Raw genomic sequence first — 22,495 nt, 5'->3', positions numbered from 1 at the left:
TCAAAGCTGCCTGCGTTTGGGATCGAAGGTATCGCGGAGCCAGTCGCCGATCAGGTTCGCCGACAGGCAGGTCAGCATGATCGCGACGCCAGGCAATGTGATCGCCCACCAGGCGTTCTCGATGTAGTTGCGCGCGTCGGCCAGCATCAGCCCCCAGGACACGTCCGGGCTCTGGATGCCGAGGCCGAGGAAGCTCAGCGACGCCTCGAAGATGATCACCTGGCCGACCTGCAGAGTCGCCAGCACGAGCAGCGTATTCAGCACATTGGGCAGCAGGTGGCGCACGAAGATGGTCGGCGTCGAACAGCCGGCGACCTTGGCAAGCGCGACATAGTCGCGCTCCTTCAGCGACAGGATCTCGCCGCGGATGATGCGCGCGTACCACGTCCAGTAGGTGATCGAGATCACCACGATCACCGTCGTCAGGCTCGGCGACAGCACGGTGGCAATCACCAGCGCCAACGCCAGCGAAGGGATCGACATCTGGATGTCGACGAGGCGCATGATTGCAGCGTCGACCCAGCGGCCGAAATAGCCGGCGATCATGCCGACCAGCGCCCCGATGCCGCCGGAGATGACGATGGCGTAAATTGCGACGGTCAGCGAGATGCGCGCTCCGGCGATGATGCGGCTGAAAACGTCGCGGCCAAGATTGTCGGTGCCGAGCAGATGATCGAGGGAGCCGCCGTCCTGCCACGCCGGCGGGTGGAAGGCGGCGCCGAGATCGAGACCGTTGGGATCGTGCGGGGCCACCGCCTCGCCGCCGATCGCCGCGATCAGCACCAGCGCGAAGATCAGCAGCGACAGGTAGGGGACACCGCCGCGGGCGATGCGGCGCAGCCAGCGCGCGCTCATGACACCGGAAACAGGCGCGGAGGTTGCAGAGACGTCAGCCATCTTGCCGGATCCTCGGATCTATCATGCCGTAGCTGAGGTCGACCAGCAGGTTGGAGGCGACGAACAGGATCGAGGTGAACAGCACGCCGGCCTGCACCACCGGGAAGTCGCGGGCAAACACCGCTTCGACCACCGTGCGGCCAAGCCCCGGCCAGGCGAAGATCACCTCGACGACGAAGGCGCCGCCGAGCATCGATGCGAAGTAGACGCCGAGCACCGTGACCAGCGGCACCGCGGCATTGCGGAAAGCATACTTCCACACCAGCAGCCGCTCCGGCGCGCCGACAGCGCGGCCCATACGGATGTAGTCGCTGTCGAGCACATCGAGCATCGCCGAGCGCACGATGCGGGTTTGCGCCGCGACCGGATACCAGCCGAGCGCGATCGCCGGCAGGACGAGGTGGGAGATGCCGCCGGCGCCGAACGCCGGTAGCCAGCCGAGGTTGACCGCGAAAACCAGGATCAGCAGCAGGCCGACCCAGAAGCCGGGCATCGCCTGCCCCAGCATGGCAAAGCCCTTGCCGAGCTTGTCGATCCAGCCGCCGCGGTATACCGCCGACAGCACGCCGAGCGGCACAGCGAGCGCCACCGAGAACAACAGCGCCGACAGCGCGAGCTCGATAGTCGCCGGCAGGCGTTCGAGCACGAGGGCCAGCGCCGGCATCTGCCAGCGATAGGAGTTGCCGAAGTCGCCGGTCAGCGCCTTGCCGGCAAAGATCAGGTACTGCATCCACACCGGCTTATCGAGCCCCATCGCCGCGCGCGTCTGGTCGATCAGCGCCTGCGGCGCATCGACCGGCAGCAACAGCACGATGGGGTCGCCCGTCATGCGGGAGATCACGAAGATCAGGATCGAGGCGCCGATGATGCTGACGATGCCGTGCAGCAGCCGGCGCAGGGCGTAGGCGAGCATGGCCTGGCTCCGCGGGTCCGCTTACGGTTTGAGACCGATCTCCTGGAAGCCGCGCCACGCGCCCGGATAGGGCCACGGACGGAAGTTGACCTTGTCGCGCCAGGCCAACGTGATCACCGGACGATAGGTGGTGAGGCCGCCGAGCACGTCATTGTGCTTGTAGATTGAGATCTTGCGGATCAGCTCCTCGCGCTTGGCGGGTTCCATGGTGGCCTTCAGCTCCTCGACCATGGCGTCGGCCTGCTTGTCGTCGGTGTAGGAATAGCTGCCCCAGCCCTTGCCCGGCACGAAGCTGTGGAGATGCCCGCCCCACGGCGTCGCCGGATCGCCCGGCAGGCCTTGCGTCCACATCCAGCTGAGAATGCCATCCATCTCCGGCGGGCCGTTGCGACCGCGACGGCCGAGGTTGATCCACGCGCCGTATTCGAGACCCTGCACCTTGCAGCGGATGCCGACGGTGCCGAGATAGGCGAAGATCGCCTCGCCCATCTCCTTGATGTTAGGCTCACGCGGCGTCGTCAGGTTGTAGCAGGGCGTCTCGAAGCCGTTGGGATAGCCGGCCTCGGTCAGCAGGCGCTTGGCTTCCTTCGGGTTGTACGCCCAGGGCTTGAGATCCGGATCGTAACCGGTGCTTCCCTTGCCGACCTCGGCATAGCGCTCGCCCTGGCCGAACAGCACGCTCTTGATGATCGCATCCATGTCAATCGCCTGCGCGACCGCCTGGCGGACCTTGAGCTTGTTGAATGGCGACTCCGGCTTGTAGGTCGGGAAATCGATGTAGAGATTGTTGCCGGAGATCGCGGTGAAGGTCTTTACGCCCGGCATCTTCTTGAACTCGGCGACCATCGCCGGCGGCACGTTGTCGATCCAGTCGACCGCGCCGGACTTGAACGCCGCGACGCGCGTCAAGTCCTCGGGAATGATCTTGATGGTGAGGTTCTTGACCTTCGGACGCGCGTCCTTGTTCCAGTAGTCGTCGAAGGCTTCGAGCTTGAGGTCCTCCTTGACCGAGCGCGACACGAACTTCCACGGGCCGGTTCCGACCGGCGCCTTGGCGAAACCGTCCTCGCCGACCTGCTCGAAATACTTCCTGGGGATCGCCCACAACTCCAGCGAGTCGGCGATGTAGTTGCCGTCCGGCTCCTTGAAGTGGATGCGGAAATGCAGGTCGTCGACGATCTCGAACCGCTCGACATTGGCCTGCAGGTGCGACCAGCGCGAGATCTTGGGATCGCGCAGCCGCTGGAACGAGAACTCGAAGTCGGCTGATGTCAGGGGATCGCCGTTGTGGAACTTGACGCCAGGACGAAGCTTGACGTCGATCACGGGCTTGCCGTCCTGCTGCTGTAGCTCCCAGGACTCCGCGAGCCAATTCACCGGCTTTTCGTCGGGATCAAAACGCACCAGCTGCTCGAACATCTGGCCGATGAAGTATTGATCGACGCCAGCCGAGTATTTGGTCGGATCGAGGGTCGTCCCCTCCGCACCGAACGCGACGGTCAGATCACCCGAAGCCTGCGCCGACGCAAGTGCGGGAGACAACGCAACTGCCAGCCCCAACAAGATACCCGTGAGCTTCATCGTCGCCTGTTCCTCCCTCGCCGGATGCATTTTTGTTGTCGGGCGCGATTCCGCCCGCACCGGTTTTGATGCCACGGCGATTTAGCCCGCTGGCTGGCTAGCGAAACCACCTTCCCGTAGGAATGTCAATTGTCGACAATCCGACATTCGCCCGCTAAGTTCCGTTCGTTGGAATTAGCGGGCGCAGGTTGCCGGGCGGTGTGGCACGCGAGGTTGATGTGAGTGACTTGGTGCGAAAAGACTTGGAACGAAAGGACTTGAGGCGAACAGACTCAAGGCGAAAGGACTCCGCGCGAAAGAACTCCGCAGACTTGGACCGGGAAGACATGGAGCAAGCCATGCCAGATCGGCAGAGGACCACGCCGCGACGGCATGGCGAACGTACCCGTACGATTCCCGAACAGATCGCAGATCACGTTGGCAATGCGATCATCAACGGCGAGTACCAGGACGGCGAACGCATTCGCGAGCAGGAACTTGCAACGCTTTATAACGTCAGCCGCGGTCCGGTGCGCGAAGCGATCCGCGTGTTGGAACAACGCGGCCTGGTGAACTTCTTTCCGCGACGCGGCGCCTATGTGGTCGGCGTCACTCTCGACACTATTGTCGAACTGTTCAACACCCGTGCAGTTCTGATGGGACTCGCTGCACGCGACCTTGCGCGGCGCAGGGATGCGCAGCCACTTACGGACTTGCAGGCAGGCATCGCCCAACTGCGCGAACTTGCCGAATCGCGGAGTACGGCCGAGCGTTTCACGCGGGCGTCCGCCCGCATCGGCGGCCTGGTGATCGCCAACTGCGGCAACCAGTATCTCGCCAGGCTGTTGCGACACCAGGTGGACTACACGCTGTGGGGCTTCATCTGGCGCGACCGCCCGCTCGACTTCTTCACGCCAAGTCGGCAACAGTCGGTCGTTCGTGAATGGCAAGCGCTGGCTGCTGCCATCGCCGCCGGCAAGGATCAAGACGCCGAGCGCGCGCAGCGGCTGGTCTTCTTCAATTCCCGCGACGCCGCGATTGCCACGCTGCAAAAGACCCGCAGCGCGAAGATTGACCGCGCCCAGCTCATCAAGGATTGAACAGAGGAACACTACGGAAGGAGCCATACTCCGCCCTGCCGAGATCGACTTTTGGTGCTTCCGAGATGTATGCCTCGCAGCGAGCGTCCGCTTTGCGCCAGAAGCGGCCCTCCCCGCCAGATCGCATTTTGACCCTTTGCAAACGTCGCGGCCTCTTAAGCGACGTCCGCTTGTTTGGGTAAGTGCGGACTGCCAGGTGGTGGATGACTTGCCGGAACGCCATCCTCGACGGATCGGGTCCAGCCCACCCGGGGCCGTCGAGGGGTGTGCGCTTGACGTATGGCCGCTATCCCCGTTGAGCGCATCCCCTTATGATCGGCCACATGGATATAGCTGGCTTCGACCTCAACTTGATGAAGGCCTTTGATGCGCTGTACGCGGAGCGTCACGTGACGCGCGCCGGATCGCGGATCGGCCTCAGCCAGTCGGCGATGAGCGGAGCACTCACGCGCTTGCGAGAGCTTCTTGGGGACGAGCTCTTCGTGCGAACGCCTTCAGGCATGCAGCCGACGCCCCGCGCCCATGACCTTGCTGGTCCCGTCTCGGATGCGCTCCGGCTTCTCCGGAGCGCGCTACAGGCCGATAGCTTCGATCCCGCGACGGCCGACAATACCGTCACGCTCGCGATGACCGACTATGCGGCGTTCGTCTTGTTGCCGCCGCTCATGGCCCGCCTCAGCATCGATGCCCCGTACATCAACGTGCGCGTCTGCGGGATGTTCGGTCGAGACGAAGCTATCACGCTACTCGACAGTGGCGAGGCGAACCTTGCGATCGGTTTCCCCGTCGAGACGTCGGCGCGCATTATCAGCAGCCCGCTGTTTTTTGAGAGTTTTGCTTGCGTCGTGCGGGAGGGACACCCGGCGTTCGCAGGCGGTCCAAGCCTCAAGGCTTTCGCAGCGGCCCCGCATCTTCTGGTCTCTCCGGAAGGCGACCACTCCGGGATCGTCGACCTGAGGCTTGCTGATCTCGGCCTCGAACGGCGCGTCGTGCTGAGCCTGCCGCAATTTCTGGCCGCACCCTTCGTGATCGCCGGAACCGACCTCGTCGCGACGCTGGCCTCCCGGGTCGCGCGAAGGTTCGCTGATACCGGAGTTGGCATAGCGATGTATGATCCGCCGCTCGAACTGCCCTCCTGGCCGCTCCACTTGATGTGGCACCGGCGGGCGGATACGCATGGGGCTATCGCCTGGTTGCGCGGCATCGTCACCAAAATCGCCGCCTCGGCTTGACGCCATCGGCGCAATCGATAGCGCCACATCAGGACTCGCGATTTCCATCCGCATTGCCGTTCCGCTTTGTTGGATTCACCGAAATTGAAAGGTGATCGACATGCGAGTTTTGGTAACAGGCGCGACTGGCTTGATCGGCGGTGCGGTAGCGCATCGATTGAAAGAGGGAGGTCATGAAATCGTGGGGCTTGCCCGGTCGGAAGCGAGCGCGGCCAAGCTGCTCGACCGAGGTTTCGTGGCGGAGATAGGTGAGCTTGCTGACCCGGTGAGCTTGGCCTCGGCGGTGCGGGGCGTGGACGCCGTCGTCCATGCCGCTTCGCCCAACGACCAGAACGCTGCGTCTTTCGACGAGATTGCGACGCGTGCAATCCTTGAAGCCCAGCGCGGAACGGGTAAGCGCTTCATCTATACCAGTGGCAGCTTGGTCTACGGCTCCACGGGCGACACGTCGGCGACCGAGGACACTCCACTGAACCCGGTCGAGATGGTCCGCTGGCGCCAGGCGCTGGAACGCGAGATCCTCGCGGCCGGAGCCGAGGGCGTCCATCCGGTCGTTATCCGTCCTGCCTGGGTATATGGCAACTGGGGCGGCGCCGCGATGATGATGGTCGCAGCGGCCAAGGAACATGGTGCGGCGCTTCATGTCGGTGACGGTCAAAATCGCTGGTCGACCGTGCATGCCGACGACCTGGCCGATCTCTATGCGCTCGCGCTCGAGCGGGCACCGGCAGGATCTGTCTTCAATGGCGCGCACGGTTCGGCGCCGCGGCTCGTCGAGATCGCACGCGCAGCGAGCGAGTTAGGCGGTGCTGAGGGCCGAGTAGCGGCATGGCCGCTCGGCGAGGCGCGCAAGGTTCTCCGGGGCTTCGCCGATGCGATCGCCTCCGATCAGATCATCTCGGGCGAGAAGGCGAAGCGCGAACTCGGCTGGAATCCCTCGCGGGCATCGATCATCGACGAGTTGCGCGCTTATGCGTTGGCGGTCGCTTAAGCCATGCACACAATATTCATTAGGCTGCTTGCCACTGCCTTCGCCAGTGCAGGTCTGTTCAATGCGATCGCTACATCGACGACGCGGAACAACTTTGTTCGATGGGGGTATCCTGCGTGGTGGTGCCGAGTCACTGGCGGATTGGAAATATCGGCCGCAATCCTGGTCGCTATACCGGCAACCCGTGCAGCAGGCTTGGCCCTCTGCGCCGTCATTCTCGCGGCGGCAGCTTTGACCGTCCTGCGACATCGGGAGTTTTCCCATCTCGCACCGATCGGTTGCTTTGCTGCCTTGCTCCTGATGGCGAGTTGGATTTCCTGAAAGATCGGTGGCTTCCGGGCACTTGGGGAGGCTGCCAATCCGCTTGGAATGCCGAAGGAGAACGCGTTCCCTTGGGCGTCAAACCGTCGGATCGCCCGGATCTTCCTTGACGCCGCGCACGACGACCTGGAGCGACCCGTCCGGGAGCGGCCGCTGCAGCCGGGGCCCTTGAAGTCCGATTGCGGCCCGTAGCGACGAAATACTCAGTTCGCTTGCTCGTCAGCTGTGAGAGGTAAACCGAACCTACGATCATCGGTCAAGACCATCGCTGTTGGCCCACCGCGACATTTCGTTGCGATGCGGAAGTTGGTCGCTATCGGGGCGTAGCGGACATTGACGACCGTGCGGCCTTAACGAGCACCGACGCGATTGACCCACTGCTGACATCGTAACGAGACGCGATTTTTCGATACCCTGGACTTAGTGAGAGGACCATCGAAAACGTGATAAGGCTTTTTCCATCGTCCTCGACCTGCGATGAGAATCGAATGGACCGGCGGGATTTCATAGCGGGTTCTGCGGCACTGCTCGTTTCACCACGGCGTTCGTGGGCACAGTTGACGCCTCGCCGGGTCGGCTATCTTGATAGCGCGCCCCTGTACTTGCCAAATTTCAAGGTGTGGCAGGACAGCATGCGCGATCATGGCTGGATCGAAGGGAAGAACCTGATCGTTGATTACCGGTCGGCCGAGAATCATGCCGAGCGCCTGGCGCCTCTAGCGAACGAACTTGTCGCCCTCAAGCCCGATGTGCTCTTTGGCCCGGGCATGCCAAATGCTTTAGCCCTGAAAGCGGCAACGGCTTCCATTCCGATTGTATTCATTGCTGCCGATCCCGTGGGGTTCGGCCTCGTCCAAAGCCTGTCGCATCCAGGCGGCAACATAACGGGTCCTGCGTCCTTCGTCCCGGGAGAGATCGTTGGCAAAACGATCGAAAAGCTGCGGCAAATGGTTCCCACCGCCTCGAAAATTGCGATCTTGGTCAATCCGGACAATCCAATGCACAGGTTGCACGTAGCCGAGGACATACCCCAACTTGTCCGGAAACTAGGCGTCGCTCTGCCGATAGTGGAGGCGACCACGGCCGAGGAACTTGACATCGCCTTTGCCTCGGCCGCAGCCCAGCAGCCCGATGCCATCGTTGTCATGGGCGATGCCTTGATGGTTAACAACGTTGCACGAGTTACCGCGCTGGCGGCGAAGCATCGTCTGCCCGCGATTTACCTATACCGACTATTCGCCACCAATGGCGGTTTGGTTTCATACGGCCCCGACATAGCCGATAGCCTCCGCCGTGCAGGCGACTACGTCGATAAGATCCTCAAGGCACCAGGCCTGCCGATCTGCCGGTTGAGCAGCCGACCAAGTTCGAACTGGTGATCAACCTCAAGACTGCAAAGGCGCTTGGCCTCACGGTACCGCCCTCGTTTCTCGCCCTTGCAGACGAAGTGATCGAATAGAGATGCGGTTTGCTGCGGCGCATGAGTCCGGTGATGGCCCTTCTGCGACATAGGCTTGGTCGCCGCCCCACGCGCCGGAGCATTGGAGGTGCCAACGTCCGTTCGTGGCCCACACCGACGATCCCGCGCTCGTCCAAATGGCAGTGTTAAGAGTCGACCGGAAATGGCTGACGTATGGCCAAAACGATGCGACTAGCGAAGGTTTTGGAAACTGTGCCCCAGCAGGCCGTCGTCAGCATATATTGGGCACAAGGAGGTGCGATATGGCAACAGCAGCTACCCAGGTCGTTTTTGATACGCCGGCGGCGGTGTTCCAGCTTCCGGCCACCGACGGCAAGACTTACGCACTGGACGACGTTGCGGGCGCAAAAGGCACTGTCGTCGTCTTCATCTGCAACCATTGTCCCTATGTTAAAGCGGTGATCGACCGCATGGTTTCGGACGCCCGCGCGCTGATGTCGGAGAGCATTGGTTTTGCGGCGATTTGCTCGAACGATGCGGCGAGCTATCCCGAAGACTCATTTGAGAATATGAAGCGTTTCGCGAAGGCTCATGATTTCCCGTTTCCATATCTCCACGACGAGACCCAGAGAGTCGCTCGGGCGTATGGGGCCGTCTGTACGCCGGACTTCTTCGGCTACAATGCTGACCGCAAGCTCAAGTATCGCGGCCGGCTCGACGCAGGGCGCACAACTCCGCCTCGCGCAGGGGCGCCCCGAGAGCTTGTCGAGGCCATGTGCGCAATTGCGACCACAGGTCTGGCGCCGGCTGACCAAAAGGCGTCTATCGGCTGCTCGATCAAGTGGAAGGACAAATGAAGCCGATCCCTGTCAACAGGTTTCGCATCTGAGACCGCCGCGTGCGGCATTTGCTGCACATGTGCGATTTGACTAGCGGCATCACGAGGGCGCCGCGGCTGCTGCCGGAATCGCATTCGCCGGCAGGGAACGTCACGGGTGCTAGTGCCTTCGTCCGCGTGTTTGCTTTGCAAAGATGAGGGCCGACACGAAAGCGGCGAGCGCAAGGCTATCGACTATTAGCGTGAATTTTTCCATTGCAAAGCAGTATGTTGTTGTTCCTGTCGCCCGCGCTGCTTCCCACAAGTCGTAGCCTGGCAAGCTTCTATGTCGAGCCACTGTTCCTGCGAGTGACATCACCTTACTCCTTCGATCAGCGTCCTCCACCCAAGCACATCGTTCCCCATCAGCAGCAAAACGCCGAGAGCAACCAGGTGGCGTGGCAATTCGCAATCGGGACGTGCGCTCATATCGCTGACAAACGAGCCGACTGCGCTTTTAAGATCGTCTCGGTCGATATAATCGAAGGCTCGCTGCTTGCAGCGCCCGACATATTTGTCGCGCGGCATGTCAGTTATCAGGGAACGATTCACTTTTGTCTCTCCAGCCAATGACTGTATCCGGCAAGCAAACGTTGAAACAAAACAGATTTGCCTGTCTGCCCGATAAGCAACAAACAGGCGCTTTTCGGTCGCAGTGTGGGAATATGGATACATGATCATCAGCGCGACGCGCACACCACGCATACGCCAAACGCGTCATAAAACTTACATCTAAAGCGGCGTTCGCTTGGTGGACGCGTCTACCGCCGAGGGCTCCTCCCTACGGTCTGCCCCGTGAACTGGACGGCTCAGCGAAAGAACAGCGCGAGAATGAGTAATGCCGGAGGCAACATGCCCAGCAGTATCAGCAGCACGATGAACAAACGATCTTTGTCCATGACGGCGCACCGACCTACCGTACGCCGATGGTCAGCCCACGATCTGTTCAGAAGTGAACAGACTGCCCGTGTGACGAATGTACGTGTCGCGACAACGGCACCAGAAGTGCTGGTGATCGTCTGTTGGGCTCGACGTCGCCATGACCAACCTGCGCCGACGCTCGGAGCTGAGCTTTGGGCGCCCCGCCCTTCTTTACGATCAAGTGCGCTGGAATACTCCGTTAGCGAAATCGCGGTGGATTACCGACCTCGACCGGGACAAGCCAAGCTCACTGCTTCGGTCAGCGTCCTCAATGCGATCGGAAGCGAGAACAACTTCACCAGACTACGCAAAACTGCGCGATCGCAGCCGGCTGCCCTATTCCCACTCCACCGTTGGCCCCGGGCGCCGCTCACTCCCACTGCTGTGTACCAGCCATACAGGTCCCCTCCGCATTCCAAAGCCACCCTCTCCGTCAGTTCGGTTCGTGACCCAAAGCCGCCGTTAATGAAAGAGCGGAGCGTGCCCGCTCCGCCGCGCTATTCAAACGTCGATTGGCTCCGCGATGAAAGCGCGGTGTCCACGTCGCAAGCTAAATATCAAGCGGTACTTCCAATTTATGTCGAACGAGAGTTCGGCGTTAACCACCGCTAACGATTCCAGTTTGAGCGAAATCGCTTCGAAGTTTCTTAAATTTTGCTGGCTACCTCTTCCAGGCATGGTGACCTGGGGAAAGATATGAGTAAGCGGGCCAAACGTGGAAAGGCAGAGACGCTCGCTCTACCAACGGTCGGGAGAATTGCGATTGGCGCTGTGGCCGTCGCCGCATTGGGGTACAGTTTGCTGTCTCACCCGGCGAGCGTGCAATCAATACGAAAGTCGTCCGCCCACCAAGCCCTGGCGTCGTCAACTCCGGTTTATGTGTCAACTCCAGTTCATGCATCAGCGTCAGCTCCGGCTCCGATTTCGGTCCCGGCACCTCAGGTTGAAACACCAAAAGTCGCTGACGTTCCCGGAGCATTTATTCGGCAGGTGGTTGACTGCGCCAGCCACCAGACGCCGGGCACTGTGATCATCGATATCAAAAACACATTCCTTTATTTCGTTTTGAACGACACGCAAGCTATGCGCTACGGGATCGGTGTTGGCCGCGAAGGCTTCACATGGTCCGGTGAACAGACTGTGGCCCGTAAGACGGAATGGCCGGATTGGCGTCCGCCTGCAGAGATGCTTGTGCGTCAGCCTTATCTGCCGCGGTTTATGGCAGGCGGCCCCGGCAACCCGCTCGGCGCTCGGGCGATGTATCTAGGCGAGACCGAATATAGAATTCACGGCACCAACAAGCCCGATACGATCGGGAAGCGGGTTTCTTCCGGCTGTATCCGGCTGACCAATGAGGACGTCGTGGACCTTTATGAGCGGGTGAAAGTCGGATCGAAAGTGATCGTGCTTCCGGCAACCGCTACCCGTCGACCATCCCCGGGAGCTCCGCCCGACGCCGCTTTACGATCGCCGGACCCGGCATCGCCGTCGAACCGGCCCTCGGCAACTAACGCGCAGATTCTGTCATCTGGACCGAAGTTCACCGAGGTCCAGTAGCTCAGTCCTCCGTCCCTGATCCGCAACTGAGGACACGGAGACAATTCAAGTCGTCGCTTCTAACTCGGCTTCTGGCCCTTCTGAGACATACGGGGCCGGCTTGAGGAGTTGCCGCGTCGTTGTGCCCAGTTTGCCGCGACGAAGGGCCAAAGTACGTTTGTCGGTTCCTTTGTCGGTATGGTGGGGCAAACCATGAATGGATCGCGCTTCAACACGGCAGTGCTTGCGTGCTGCTGTGCAATGTCGATTGCACCAGTTGGAAACCTGTATGCGTCCGAACTCAGGCTTCTGGCAGGAGGAGCGATGAGCAATGTTTGGGCGGAGATTAAGCCGCAGTTTGAGCAAGCCTCGGGACATAAGCTCGAGATCTTCTTCGGCACCACACCCGACCTCATCAAGGAAGCCACCTCGGGCAAGCCATTCGACGTTGGAGTTGTTCCTGCCGAAGTCATGCAAGATGCGGCGGCTCGAGCCAAATTCGTCGCTGGCCCGACGACTGATATTGCCCGGGTTGGTCTTGGCGTAGCCATCCGCGCCGGCGCCTCGAAGCCAGAAATTGGAACGGCCGATGCCCTCAAAACGACGCTGCTCAAGGCGCAATCAATTGCCTCAATTCCGGAAAGCGCAACCGGCTATTCCATTGCAAGGGTGTTTGATCGACTTGGTATTGCGGAGCAGATGAAGGCAAAGATGAAAGCACAGCCCAATCCTGCGGCGGTTGTCGCAGTCGTGGCCAAGGGAGAAGCGGAACTCGGCCTATTCCTCATCAATGTCCTCAGTGCGCCGGGCTTGGATGTTGTCGGACCGTTCCCTGACGCCGTACAAGAAAATGTCGTCTTCACCGCGGCGGTCGCGTTGAATGCAAAAGATACTGCCGCCGCCAACGCACTCATTGAATTTGTGAAAGGGCCGACGGCCGCTGCAATCATCCGTTCGCGGGGCATGAACCCCGGGTGATCCAAGGTAAAACCATCGCGCAAACAATTTGAAGAAACGCCAGCCATAAAACTTCCCGGCAGGCAATTCCTGCATCTGGCCGCAGGCACTGCTGCGTTACCGGTCGTGTGCAGATCGCGACGGCGCAAACCTTCGTCCGGATTGTTTGATGGTTGGCTATCGGCCTTAATTGCCTTCAAACACTCAAGGCTGTTTATTTAGGGTCTTCGGAAAGCGGGGCTGCCCGAATAGTCACCGCGCAGTACTGACCGAGGCGATCGAATGGCCGCTTCTGGCCCTTCTGCCGACGGACACCAGGAATGTCCGCCCGTCGGGTAAGACCGGAAGCGATTGGCCACTCGCTTTTACGAACTCCCGTGGGCATAGTCTCGGCCATCGACGTGGCGTGTGGAGGTTCGGCTACTTTGTGCCCGCTGCAATTTCGCGAGCCGACTCGACCGGCACCCCATAGTAGTCGGCTCCGGCCGATCTGAACTTCTTCGCAAGCTCACCCGCCTGACCGAAAGCCTTTACTGTATCGTCGGCGGAGAGTGCCACAGTCGTGGTTATGTCGGACAAGCTTCCGCCAGCAGCCGCCGCAAGCACAGCCGACACCAGCGTACGTTCGTCGGGAGCTTCGGCTACTATCAGCCAGTCGTACCGACCCAAGGTGAGGTACCAACTGATTAGACGACCGCCGGCGGCGGCGAGCATCTCAGCAATCGCCTCAGAACGGTTCTCCGGCTTCGCGGTCATTGCGCGGATCGCCGCCGGTGTGTACCGCCCTTGCGAAATGTAGATTGTCATATTGTTCTCCTGTCTAACGTGCTCCCATCGTCGCTCATTTTAGATCAAGCGGAAGCTGGGGAGAGGGAACCAAATCACGCGAAGGAACTTGGGATTTTGCAGCCGAGGTCGTGTTTAGCCTGCATCGTGGTGTAGCATCGGAAAGCCTGTCCCTAAGTGAGATCCAGCGCCGACGGCAGCCGTGAAGTCAGGCGCTTTTCTAAATTTTACAGGTGAACTTCCGACAAAACGGCCTAAACCGCTTCATTGGATCCAAAAACGAATCTTCTCTCGTCGGAAGTCAAATCGGCGCGCGACGTCACGCCGCCTTGGTGGCGGGGCCGCTCATGCAAGCCTCCGCTTACCTAGGCGGCCGGCCGCACACACCGGCGGTTTCCGCCGTTTCTTCTCATCCGGCGCCCAGATCTGAAGCCCTGACACTAAGGCCGCCTTCTCCCCTTGCGGGAACCGGAGAGACGGAAATAGTCCAATAAATACAACGGTCATGATCCAAAGTGTCCGCCGTTGTGTCCCGATCCGCCGAAGCCTCTGGGGAGGCCGCTGTGCGCCCGAATTCTCGGGCCGGGAAAACGCTTGGGCGGGCCGCGCTACGGCCTTGCCGCCACCGTAGTGTCCCCGTCCGCCGAAGCCTTTGGGAAGATCGTAGCACCGAGGCCGGAAAACGCGCCAAGGCGGGTCGCCGTTGATCTAGGTCAAGATTGGCGGAGGCGGCTGGTCAAACGTCTTGCGCGCGATCCTGCTTTAGGAGCGGGGAATGTCCTTATTCGAGCCGAACGAACCGAGAGACCCCTCGCAAACGAAAGCCTACCAAAGATGGAAGGGCGTTCTTGCCATTCTGGGAATTGTCGCGTTCGTTTTCGCTCTCCTCACTCTGCTGGGTACTTTCAGCTAGCTCATGTCTCGTGCTTCTGACGCGCGTTTGGCAGCTTGAAATGCTTGAAGGCGACGTGGCGGCGGAGCAAAGGACGCTGCGATACAGGGAGTGCAACGCAATGACTGCGAACGCGACGAGGCGTGACTTTGTGACGGCTATCACGGGCGCAGCAATTGGCTCGGCGACCGGAGCGACAATGGCGACGGCGCAAGGGGCCGTCCAATCCACGAATGTTCGATTGTTCATCGCCATCATCGAACGTGGCTTCAATCAGGGAGATCTCTCCATTGCTGATGAGGTGTGCGCTCCAAGCCTGTCTGAGCACGAATACCTCGCCAAGACCGATGTTCTCGGTCCAGAGATTTTGAAGGATCAGATCCAAACAGCTCGCGGCAACATACAAGGGCTCACGCTTACGGTTGAAGACCTCGTCGAGAGCGGCGACAAGGTCTGGGGCCGAAGCACAGCGACCGGAACACACCGGCGCTCAGGCAAACCAATTAGCATGACCGTCATCGACATATGCCGATTTGAAAACGGAAGGCTAGTTGAGCATTGGGGAGTGCCGGATCGCTTTGCGATGCTTCATCAGGCCGGAGCTTTACCGCCGCCGCCCAAGCCATAGCTGGTCCGAGCTTCCGGTTGTGGCCCCAAAGCGGCGGTCCAAGGATTGCCTGCTTTCCGCCGCAGTTGAATGACTCACTGCGGCCAATCCTTGCAGAGCGTGATGCCGATCATGATCAGCGAGCCGATTGCGACCACCACCGGGCAGATAAACGGCAACTCTTCCAGCAGGCCGACAAGGGTCGACCGGACGCGGAGGGTTCTCTTCACATGCGCGAAGCGCCTGCCTGCCACATCCATCGGACATCTCCGTTTGGCCCCCAGCCGCGGCGGTCTCACTCTTCAGCACGAAGCGATCTCCGGCTATAGCTCATTAGGATGTATCCCTGGATCAAGGTGAAGGAACCCTTGCATGGCCTGCTCGGCCCCTCGCCGTCGATAAGCGACGCTGCATGCAGGCTGCGATCGCGCTGTCCTGGTCTACTGCTCGGACTATCGTTGCAGCCACAACGTAGCCCTGAATGCCGATCGCTGGCCGGATGAGGTGCACGTCCGACATCGAGCCGAGGTTCACCTGTTCTGCCTGCGGCAGGAGCGGTGCTGATGTCCGGCCGGACTTCAACTGGAACAAGCCGGTGTCGTCTGCGATGGGTTACCGTTGAGGCCTCCTCTGCCTCACTGTCGGGCTGAATATTTCGCGATCATTCGATTCCCCTGTCAAAGATCGACTGCGCAATCGCGAGTTGCCATGCCGACGTCGAATGAAACTCCCATAGCAATGAGATGCGGTCCCATGCCTCCGCCCGCCCTCGAAACAGACCGCGGTGCAAGCCTGTGGGCCAACTCAATCATGTCGCGTGCGCGATACATTTGTGATTGTTTATGCGATCTGTGTGAAGATAGGCGCGATGGGCTGGTCACGCTCGGGCGCTCGGGCTGAAGGCGAACAGGAACTGATTGGGGAAGACCATGAAGCCGCTAATCGGACTCATCGCGCTGTTGCTCTTTGCGACTAGCGCGTTTGCTCAGACTGCTCCACCGAAAGTGGCCAAAAGACCGGCAGCCCAGGTTAAGCCGCAAGCACCGATGGGTTGCAAATTAGTTGGCACGGTAAAAGGCACCAAGATTTGGGCCGGCGATTGCGCGGCTCCGTCAGAACTCAGAGGCACCACACCGGCCGCCGAGCCCCCGGCGCCAGAAGCACCTTCCGAGGCACCAAAACAATAGCGGCTCATCCAAGATCGGGCTGAAGTCGAAGAGATCCTAGAATGCTCGACCAGGTGATGCAGCTTCAACTTCCTCATAGGCTGATCATCGCCGGTATTCACGGGCCTTCCGGGTTGTCGTGCTCAATACCAGCGCTCAAACACGAGGCTGCCTCCACCAGGAACGGACAAATAGTTTGCGGGGGTAGTATGGCAGAATGGTTCCGCACTGGCCGGGAATTTGAATGAATGAAGTGTCATCGTACACACGACATCGCTTCCTCGGGTAAATCGTGTCCGCCTGAGCGGTCACCGCGAATCCGAGGAGCGAAACGCCGACCAGAGACGTGAAAAGCATCTTCATCTGAACCACCCTCCACTGGGCCACTGTCCCCAGCAACGCAGTACAATAGGCCCGGATCTCCCATCAGCTCAACTCCCACTCTAAGCCCGGCGGCAGCCTCCCTGATATTCTGCCGATGCCTGCGCCGTTAATGAAAACTCTCCTCCGTGCGGACGGCGTTGCTTTGCGCGCCTTATCGGCCCCGCGCTGCGCGATGCCGGCGATTACATCGCCGCGCTGCCGAAGAAAGAGCACGACCGGCCGGAATGGGCGCGCCCGTAGCTATCGCGCGTTCCAGTCTCTCAAGAGATTGATAATTTGGATGCTCGTATTAGCGGTGCCGCAGACCGCCATGCATATTCGGAGAGTGGGCCGTGATCAGGTTTTTGTGCCTCCGGGCCGCCGCTTCGGCCTCGCGAGCAAGTCGTTCAGCCTTTAACCTCTCGCGATTTGCATGAAACGCCGCTTGGATGCGTTCATACTCGGACATCGCTACTTTGGCATCGGTTTCCTTGAAGACCCTTTGCGCTTCATGTTGGGCGGCAGTGGGCGGCTTCCATCCGTAATTATAAGCGGTCATTCCCTCCTCCTTCGGTGATAGCCGTAGGGGCTTGTTGGGTCCGACCGTCAAAGTCTCTTCCTGTTTTTCAGTTACCGCAATCGAATCTTTGCCAGTCGTTGCCGCGCCGGCCATAGATCCGCCCGGCTGGCTCACGGTCACCTGCAACGGGATTCCGGTCCATCACTTCGCGCAGCGCGCGCACAGAGGCCGATTACGAGGCTTGGCGCCGGCAGCGCGACTGGACGGCCTGGAAGGACCAGAGGCATGATCAGGCGCTTCCTCTGCCCGCACAACGGCCGGAAGGGATTGCTCGGTGCTTCTGTGGCGAGGTAGTCACCAGCCGCACCATCGATTCCCACATTCTCGCCGTACACTGACCGACTGCCGCATGAAGCTCACCGCCGAACGTCCCTTCGCCAACCCGGAAGCCGCAGCCCGCAAGCTCGTCGAGATCGCCTGCGGCATTGAGCCTGTCGGGCCGCATCCATATCGAGAAGATCAGCGCGCCATTCCTCTACACACTGAAGGCCACCGACCCGGAGTTCGGTGCCGGCATCAAGCATGCGGTCGAGCGCGGCTGGCTCGAGCTGCACGAGAGCGGGACCTATGTGCGGTTGCTGAAACCAGAAGTCGACTGACGTGGTCTCCGGTTTGAATCATCTCTCAAGTAGGCGGAGAGCCGATCAAGCTGGGTCCCGAGACCGACAAAACTTCGCGCGATATTCGTGAGCATGGCGGCACACTCTTTCGAGATTTCAGGCTGCCGAGCGCGGGATCTGTATTCGTCGGCAAGTGCTTGGCATTCTGTAGCTGTAAGCATGAACGACTCCTGGACGCTTCAAGAACGCAAGAAATACTTAGAGATGCCCCGGTTCCTATTTTTCCCGACGAGCGATGTCCGGCTCTTAGCGACAAAGAACCTCATTGGGGGTGATCTCAGTGCCTAGAGATCAGGGGGGCGCCCGCAGCGGACCCAACCCCCTCAAAGCGCCAATAAGTCACCGCATTGGATGCATTGCACTCGCTGCATTGAAGGCTTTGCTCGCCGAGCATGCATCGCCCCTGGCGAAACAGGTCCGCGCCAGCCATCCTTTTGCAGCATGGGCAAACCAACAAAAGATTTCGCGCTCGCCAGCCCAAAATGAGCTTGCTCAGCGCGATGGAAATCCATGGTCTGCAATTCAATGATTATTGAACCACCGCGAGTTAAGTAAAATTGGCCTTTAGGGCAATCGAACCCGCTGGTCGGTGCACTTGTGAACACAGAGCTGGCCACGCTGCGCGATGCCGGCGAATACATTGCCGAGCTGCCGAAGGCCGTGCACGATCGCCCGGAATGGCAAGCGGCGATGGAAGCGTTGATCCTGGTGGCCGAGAAAGGCGGGCCGACCATGTTCGCCAGGATCGGTGTCATGCGCGCGCAGAACAGATGGAAGCCAAGCCCGGAGGTCGCGCCGCACAGCAAGCGGGTGAAGGCCTATCGACTCGTGAGGTGAACGCGCGGCCTCAATTCAGCTTCCGACGAAGCTTCCTGATGATCTCCCGCAGGTCGTCAGCGTACTCCTCAATGATCTCCAGGGCCTCTGCTGTGCGCGAAGGATTGGGGCGCGGTGCTTCCCGCTTGTCATCGTCTGCTGCCATGGCTCGATGATCGGCGGAAAGCTTTGAAAGGTAATTCAGCTAAGTTAAGGCCCACCAGCGGGAGCCGGCGGACCTCGTCGTCACCGCCTCACCCGGCAGGCGTGCGCGGCCAGCCGCCGGCGTGTTGCGGGTCCTGTGGATCGGCGACGGCGCTTCATGGCTGCCGTAGAGGCGATCCCGGAGATCGTGGGCACGATCCATTCGATGCCCACTACTGCGAGGCCCCATCGAAAAACGTGATAAGGTTTGTTCCATCGTCCTCAAACCTTGATGAGGATCGAATGAACCGGCGGGATTTCATAGCGGGTACTGCGGCACTGCTCGTTTCGCCACGGCGTTCGTGGGCACAGGGGCCGCCTCGCCGGGTTGGCTATCTTGATACCGCGCCCCTGTACTTGCCAAACTACAAGGTGTGGCAGGACAGCATGCGCGATCATGGCTGGATCGAAGGGAAGAACCTGATCGTTGATTACCGGTCGGCCGAGGGGCACGCCGAGCGCCTAGTGCCTCTAGCGAACGAGCTTGTCGCGCTCAAGCCCGATGTGCTCGTTGGCCCGGGCCCGCAGGAAGCCCTACCTCTGAAATCGGCAACTGCCAGCATTCCGATTGTTTTCGCGGCTGTGGCCGACCCCGTGCGGCTTGGCCTCGTCCAAAGCCTGTCGCATCCCGGTGGCAACATAACGGGCCTGGCAACCTTCGTATCCGGAAATTTCGTGAGCAAAGGAATACAAATCCTGCGGGAGATGGTTCCTGCCGCCTCAAAAATTGCGGTCCTGGTCAACCCGGGCAATGCAAGTCATAGGTTGTTCGTAGCCGAGGAGTTGCCGGAAACTGCTCGGAAGCTGGGCGTGACTTTCCCGGTACTGGAGGCGACCACGGTGGAGGAACTCGACATTGCCTTTGCCTCCGCCGCGGCCCAGCACGCCGATGCAATTCTTCCTCTTGCCAGTCAATTGACCGTTAACAACGTCACACGAGTTACCGCGCTGGCCGCGGAGCATCGTCTGCCCGCGCTCTACGTCTTCCGACTGTTCACCATCAATGGCGGTTTGGTTTCATACGGCGCCGATGTAACCGATCTGCTCCGCCGCGCAGGCGACTACGTAGATAAAATTCTCAAAGGCACCAAGCCTGCCGATCTGCCGGTCGAGCAGCCGACCAAGTTCGACCTGGTGATCAACATGAAGACTGCCAAAGCGCTCGGTCTCATCGTGCCGCCCTCGTTACTCGCCCGCGCCGACGAGGTGATCGAATAGAGATGCGGTTTGCAGCGCCGCATAAGGCCGGTGATGGCCCTTCTGCGACGACTCCGCACGCCTCGCCGGTCAGTGGAACGGGATTTTGCGAATTCGGTTCGCAAACATGCACACCGAGACCATGAGCAGATTAGCATGAGCTTGCGCACGAACGCGCTGCGGAGGATTAAGATGAAAATCGACGGGCGTTGTCACTGCGGATACATCACCTTTGAGGCCGAGATCGAGCCGGACAAGACCCTGCTCTGCAATTGCACCGACTGCCAGTTTCCGGCTCTGCATTCCGCGTGCACGCCTTCACGCGGGAAGACACTTTCAGGTTGCTCTCGGGCGAGCCGAAAATCTACATCAAGACCGCCGAGAGCGGCAATAAAAGGCCACAAGCGTTTTGCCCGGAATGTGGAACGCATGTCTACGCGACGGCGCTCGGAGCAGGCCCCAAGATTTACGCCATCCGCGTGGGCTCCATTCGTCAACGCGACCAGATCGTCCCCCATACTCAGTGGTGGTCTCGCTCCGCGCAGCCATGGCTCACATCCGTAGGCTCGATGCGAACTTTCGAGAAGCAGCCTTAGAGCGATCAAACCGGCAACGTAACCTTGACACTGATGGCTGTCGGACGCAGTGGCCGCACCGATCGCTCTGCGATTGGCCTATCAGCGAAGTGGCCGCTCGCCTCGTCGAGGTCCGCTTAAGGGGTGAATAGCGGACTCGATTTGCTCACGTTGAGTTCTTCACATTTTGACACGAAGCGGACTTTCGGAAGCAGCAGCAACTTTAGCTTCACCCTTAGCTTGAGTTGAGTCATTCCCCCTTTGGCTTGCGACCCCGCGCACCGGGCTTCGCTGGTACAGTCTTTCCGAACTTGGTCCACCAAGCTGTCAGGGCCTCCATCGTGGGGCCGAGCCCACGCGCTTTCTCGGTGATCTCATACTCGACCCGAAGCGGCACTTCGGCAAATACGGTGCGCGACACAAGGCCATCAGCTTCGAGTTCGCGAAGTTGCGCGGTGAGCATGTGCTGCGTGATGCCGGGGATCGCCTTTCGTAACTCCCCGAAGCGGTAAATCCGTTGATTGAGCAACCACATGATCTCAAGCTTCCACTTGCCCGAGAGCAGCGCGAAGGCGCGCCGCATCTCTTCGTGCATGTTTATCTCTCTATTGGCCATAGTCTGGTATTCCATACTAACAGCAAGTTATTCATCCTACTTGTCAAAATCAACCTTGTTCTACATTTTCGATGTACGCCGCAAGTGCGTGATGAATACGCGCCCGCGAACAAATCAACACGAAGGAAGGATGTTGCTGTCCCACCAGCAAGCATGACGACCACATGGCTACGATCTACACCTACTGGATCAGTACGGCGCTTTTGTCCGTGTTGTATCTAGCCTCCGCCTTCATGTACCTCACGAAAGCGAATTGGGTTCGGCAAGTTCTGTCCGATCTCGGATACCCGGCTTACCTCGTACCCTTCATGATCGTCATGAAGGTCCTGGGACCTGCCGCGATCCTGTCGCACACCAACGTAGCGCTCAGCGACCTCGCTTACGCCGGTATGTTCTATCACTTGCTGATGTCAGGCCTGGCCTATCTTGGTGTTCGCAAGCCGAGCGGCGCCTTGCCCGCCGTGATCGGACTCGCGTTGCTCATCGCCTCCTTTGTTACACAGAACGCTGCCCGCGAAATTCCGTCGCCCTACGCGCTGGTGGCGATGTTTTGACGAGCAGGAAAACAACAAACACAACAAGAGCTATCGAAGGAGATGAACATGAACCGACTCAATGGAAAAGTTGCCATCGTCACCGGCGCTGGTCGCGGCATTGGCCGCGCCACCGCGAAGCTGTTCGCGGCGGAAGGCGCGAAGGTCGCGGTCCTTTCGCTTACGCCCGCGAATGTGGATGCCACGGTTGAAGAGATCGAAACGGCGGGCGGCACGGCGCTAAGTGTTGTTTGTGACATCAGCAGGGCCGATCACATCACGGCAGCGGTGAACAAGGTGGTCGCGGCCTGTGGCCGGGTCGACATACTCGTAAACAATGCCTTCGACCCAACGGCTCATTTGTCTTCCATCGTTGAGCTTTCGGCGGAGCAATTACAGCGAAATTTCGAGACGGGACCGATTGCCTATTTGCGCACGATGCAGGCCTGCTATCCCTATCTTAAAGCAAGCAGAGAAGGCCGCGTCATCAATTTCGGCTCGATGGCCGGGATTATTGGCCTCGTGGGTTATGGTCCCTACAACATGGCCAAAGAGGCCGTTCGCGCCCTTACCCGGACCGCCGCGCGTGAATGGAGTGCCGACAAGATCACCGTCAACAACATCCTGCCACTCGCGGAAACGTGGGGCCCTGCCGCGAACGTGCCTGCGCCGACAAATGCGTTGCTTCGGTACGGCTCGCCGGAGAACGACGTGGCCCCGGTTGTCCTGTTTCTCGCCAGCAAGGACGCGCAGTTCATGACAGGAGCCAGCCTTACAGCCGACGGCGGCGCAATCATTGATAGCGCGCGTTAGCC

22 protein-coding genes and 2 pseudogenes are annotated in these 22,495 nt (G+C 60.1%); 16 read left to right on the top strand and 8 right to left on the bottom strand.

Features of this window, described 5'->3' with window-relative positions; genetic code table 11:
- Genes Q3C01_RS09295 through Q3C01_RS09285 form a run of 3 tightly spaced genes read right to left on the bottom strand, consistent with a single transcriptional unit; the run spans window position 1 to window position 3,391 of the window.
- A complete protein-coding gene (locus tag Q3C01_RS09295; RefSeq protein ID WP_458145017.1) occupies window positions 1-897 on the bottom strand; it encodes an ABC transporter permease in 897 nt (298 codons plus the stop codon).
- Complete coding sequence (locus Q3C01_RS09290; RefSeq protein WP_458145016.1) at window positions 890-1,810, bottom strand: ABC transporter permease; 921 nt, start codon at window positions 1,808-1,810, stop codon at window positions 890-892. Before Q3C01_RS09290 ends, Q3C01_RS09295 begins: the two co-directional genes overlap by 8 nt.
- A gap of 21 nt (window positions 1,811-1,831) precedes the next feature.
- Complete coding sequence (locus tag Q3C01_RS09285; RefSeq protein ID WP_458145015.1) at window positions 1,832-3,391, bottom strand: ABC transporter substrate-binding protein; 1,560 nt, start codon at window positions 3,389-3,391, stop codon at window positions 1,832-1,834.
- Between the two features lie 338 nt (window positions 3,392-3,729).
- On the opposite strand from Q3C01_RS09285, the gene Q3C01_RS09280 reads away from it, so the two are divergent.
- The 6 genes and pseudogenes from Q3C01_RS09280 (at window position 3,730) to Q3C01_RS09255 (ending at window position 9,291) form a co-directional block, all read left to right on the top strand.
- A complete protein-coding gene (locus Q3C01_RS09280) occupies window positions 3,730-4,470 on the top strand; it encodes a GntR family transcriptional regulator (protein ID WP_458145014.1) in 741 nt (246 codons plus the stop codon).
- A 323-nt stretch (window positions 4,471-4,793) separates the two neighbouring features.
- The gene (locus tag Q3C01_RS09275) at window positions 4,794-5,702 is read left to right on the top strand and encodes a LysR family transcriptional regulator (RefSeq protein ID WP_458145013.1); all 909 of its coding nucleotides are present in this window, start codon (window positions 4,794-4,796) and stop codon (window positions 5,700-5,702) included.
- 100 nt (window positions 5,703-5,802) lie between these two features.
- Complete coding sequence (locus Q3C01_RS09270) at window positions 5,803-6,693, top strand: NAD-dependent epimerase/dehydratase family protein (protein ID WP_458145012.1); 891 nt, start codon at window positions 5,803-5,805, stop codon at window positions 6,691-6,693.
- 3 nt (window positions 6,694-6,696) lie between these two features.
- Window positions 6,697-7,014, top strand: coding sequence for a DoxX family protein (locus Q3C01_RS09265; RefSeq protein ID WP_458145011.1), 318 nt, complete (start codon window positions 6,697-6,699; stop codon window positions 7,012-7,014).
- 488 nt (window positions 7,015-7,502) lie between these two features.
- Window positions 7,503-8,473: pseudogene (locus tag Q3C01_RS09260) on the top strand (ABC transporter substrate-binding protein).
- A gap of 263 nt (window positions 8,474-8,736) precedes the next feature.
- On the top strand, window positions 8,737-9,291 hold the full coding sequence (locus tag Q3C01_RS09255) for a thioredoxin family protein (RefSeq protein ID WP_458145135.1): 555 nt from the start codon (window positions 8,737-8,739) through the stop codon (window positions 9,289-9,291).
- Window positions 9,292-9,626: 335 nt separating this feature from the next.
- On the opposite strand, the gene Q3C01_RS09250 is transcribed toward Q3C01_RS09255, so the two are convergent.
- Window positions 9,627-10,016, bottom strand: coding sequence for a hypothetical protein (locus tag Q3C01_RS09250; protein ID WP_458145010.1), 390 nt, complete (start codon window positions 10,014-10,016; stop codon window positions 9,627-9,629).
- A 912-nt stretch (window positions 10,017-10,928) separates the two neighbouring features.
- On the opposite strand from Q3C01_RS09250, the gene Q3C01_RS09245 reads away from it, so the two are divergent.
- Both Q3C01_RS09245 and Q3C01_RS09240 read left to right on the top strand, forming a co-directional pair.
- On the top strand, window positions 10,929-11,789 hold the full coding sequence (locus Q3C01_RS09245; protein ID WP_458145009.1) for a L,D-transpeptidase: 861 nt from the start codon (window positions 10,929-10,931) through the stop codon (window positions 11,787-11,789).
- Window positions 11,790-11,966: 177 nt separating this feature from the next.
- Entirely contained in the window at window positions 11,967-12,746 is a 780-nt protein-coding gene (locus Q3C01_RS09240) for a molybdate ABC transporter substrate-binding protein (protein ID WP_458145134.1), read from the top strand.
- A gap of 399 nt (window positions 12,747-13,145) precedes the next feature.
- Here Q3C01_RS09240 and Q3C01_RS09235 read toward each other — a convergent pair whose 3' ends face one another.
- Entirely contained in the window at window positions 13,146-13,532 is a 387-nt protein-coding gene (locus Q3C01_RS09235) for a GYD domain-containing protein (protein WP_458145008.1), read from the bottom strand.
- 992 nt (window positions 13,533-14,524) lie between these two features.
- Here Q3C01_RS09235 and Q3C01_RS09230 point away from each other — a divergent pair.
- The gene (locus tag Q3C01_RS09230; RefSeq protein ID WP_458145007.1) at window positions 14,525-15,031 is read left to right on the top strand and encodes an ester cyclase; all 507 of its coding nucleotides are present in this window, start codon (window positions 14,525-14,527) and stop codon (window positions 15,029-15,031) included.
- 74 nt (window positions 15,032-15,105) lie between these two features.
- Here Q3C01_RS09230 and Q3C01_RS09225 read toward each other — a convergent pair whose 3' ends face one another.
- Window positions 15,106-15,270 carry a hypothetical protein gene (locus Q3C01_RS09225; RefSeq protein ID WP_458145006.1) on the bottom strand — a complete coding sequence of 55 codons (165 nt, stop codon included), beginning with the start codon at window positions 15,268-15,270 and terminating at the stop codon, window positions 15,106-15,108.
- Window positions 15,271-16,849: 1,579 nt separating this feature from the next.
- Window positions 16,850-17,245, bottom strand: coding sequence for a hypothetical protein (locus Q3C01_RS09220; RefSeq protein ID WP_458145005.1), 396 nt, complete (start codon window positions 17,243-17,245; stop codon window positions 16,850-16,852).
- A 299-nt stretch (window positions 17,246-17,544) separates the two neighbouring features.
- On the opposite strand from Q3C01_RS09220, the gene Q3C01_RS09215 reads away from it, so the two are divergent.
- The 5 genes and pseudogenes from Q3C01_RS09215 to Q3C01_RS09195 all read left to right on the top strand — a co-directional run bounded on the left by Q3C01_RS09215 (window position 17,545) and on the right by Q3C01_RS09195 (window position 20,552).
- On the top strand, window positions 17,545-17,718 hold the full coding sequence (locus Q3C01_RS09215; protein ID WP_458145004.1) for a hypothetical protein: 174 nt from the start codon (window positions 17,545-17,547) through the stop codon (window positions 17,716-17,718).
- A 618-nt stretch (window positions 17,719-18,336) separates the two neighbouring features.
- The gene (locus Q3C01_RS09210; RefSeq protein ID WP_458145003.1) at window positions 18,337-18,576 is read left to right on the top strand and encodes a hypothetical protein; all 240 of its coding nucleotides are present in this window, start codon (window positions 18,337-18,339) and stop codon (window positions 18,574-18,576) included.
- A gap of 426 nt (window positions 18,577-19,002) precedes the next feature.
- Window positions 19,003-19,977 (top strand): ABC transporter substrate-binding protein, encoded by a 975-nt coding sequence (locus tag Q3C01_RS09205; protein WP_458145002.1) that lies wholly within the window; start codon window positions 19,003-19,005, stop codon window positions 19,975-19,977.
- A 33-nt stretch (window positions 19,978-20,010) separates the two neighbouring features.
- A pseudogene (locus tag Q3C01_RS09200) lies at window positions 20,011-20,202 on the top strand (hypothetical protein); the annotation flags it as partial.
- A gap of 62 nt (window positions 20,203-20,264) precedes the next feature.
- Window positions 20,265-20,552 (top strand): GFA family protein, encoded by a 288-nt coding sequence (locus Q3C01_RS09195; protein ID WP_458145001.1) that lies wholly within the window; start codon window positions 20,265-20,267, stop codon window positions 20,550-20,552.
- Window positions 20,553-20,781: 229 nt separating this feature from the next.
- Here Q3C01_RS09195 and Q3C01_RS09190 read toward each other — a convergent pair whose 3' ends face one another.
- On the bottom strand, window positions 20,782-21,162 hold the full coding sequence (locus Q3C01_RS09190) for a winged helix-turn-helix transcriptional regulator (RefSeq protein WP_458145000.1): 381 nt from the start codon (window positions 21,160-21,162) through the stop codon (window positions 20,782-20,784).
- A gap of 149 nt (window positions 21,163-21,311) precedes the next feature.
- On the opposite strand from Q3C01_RS09190, the gene Q3C01_RS09185 reads away from it, so the two are divergent.
- Window positions 21,312-21,701 (top strand): DoxX family protein, encoded by a 390-nt coding sequence (locus Q3C01_RS09185; protein WP_458144999.1) that lies wholly within the window; start codon window positions 21,312-21,314, stop codon window positions 21,699-21,701.
- Window positions 21,702-21,749: 48 nt separating this feature from the next.
- The gene (locus tag Q3C01_RS09180; RefSeq protein ID WP_458144998.1) at window positions 21,750-22,493 is read left to right on the top strand and encodes an SDR family NAD(P)-dependent oxidoreductase; all 744 of its coding nucleotides are present in this window, start codon (window positions 21,750-21,752) and stop codon (window positions 22,491-22,493) included.
- The last annotated feature ends 2 nt before the right edge of the window (window positions 22,494-22,495 follow it).

The organism is Bradyrhizobium sp. UFLA05-109 (genome assembly GCF_054185165.1).
The sequence above is the reverse complement of the archived record's forward strand: the minus strand, read 5'-3'. Positions and strand labels throughout refer to the sequence as shown.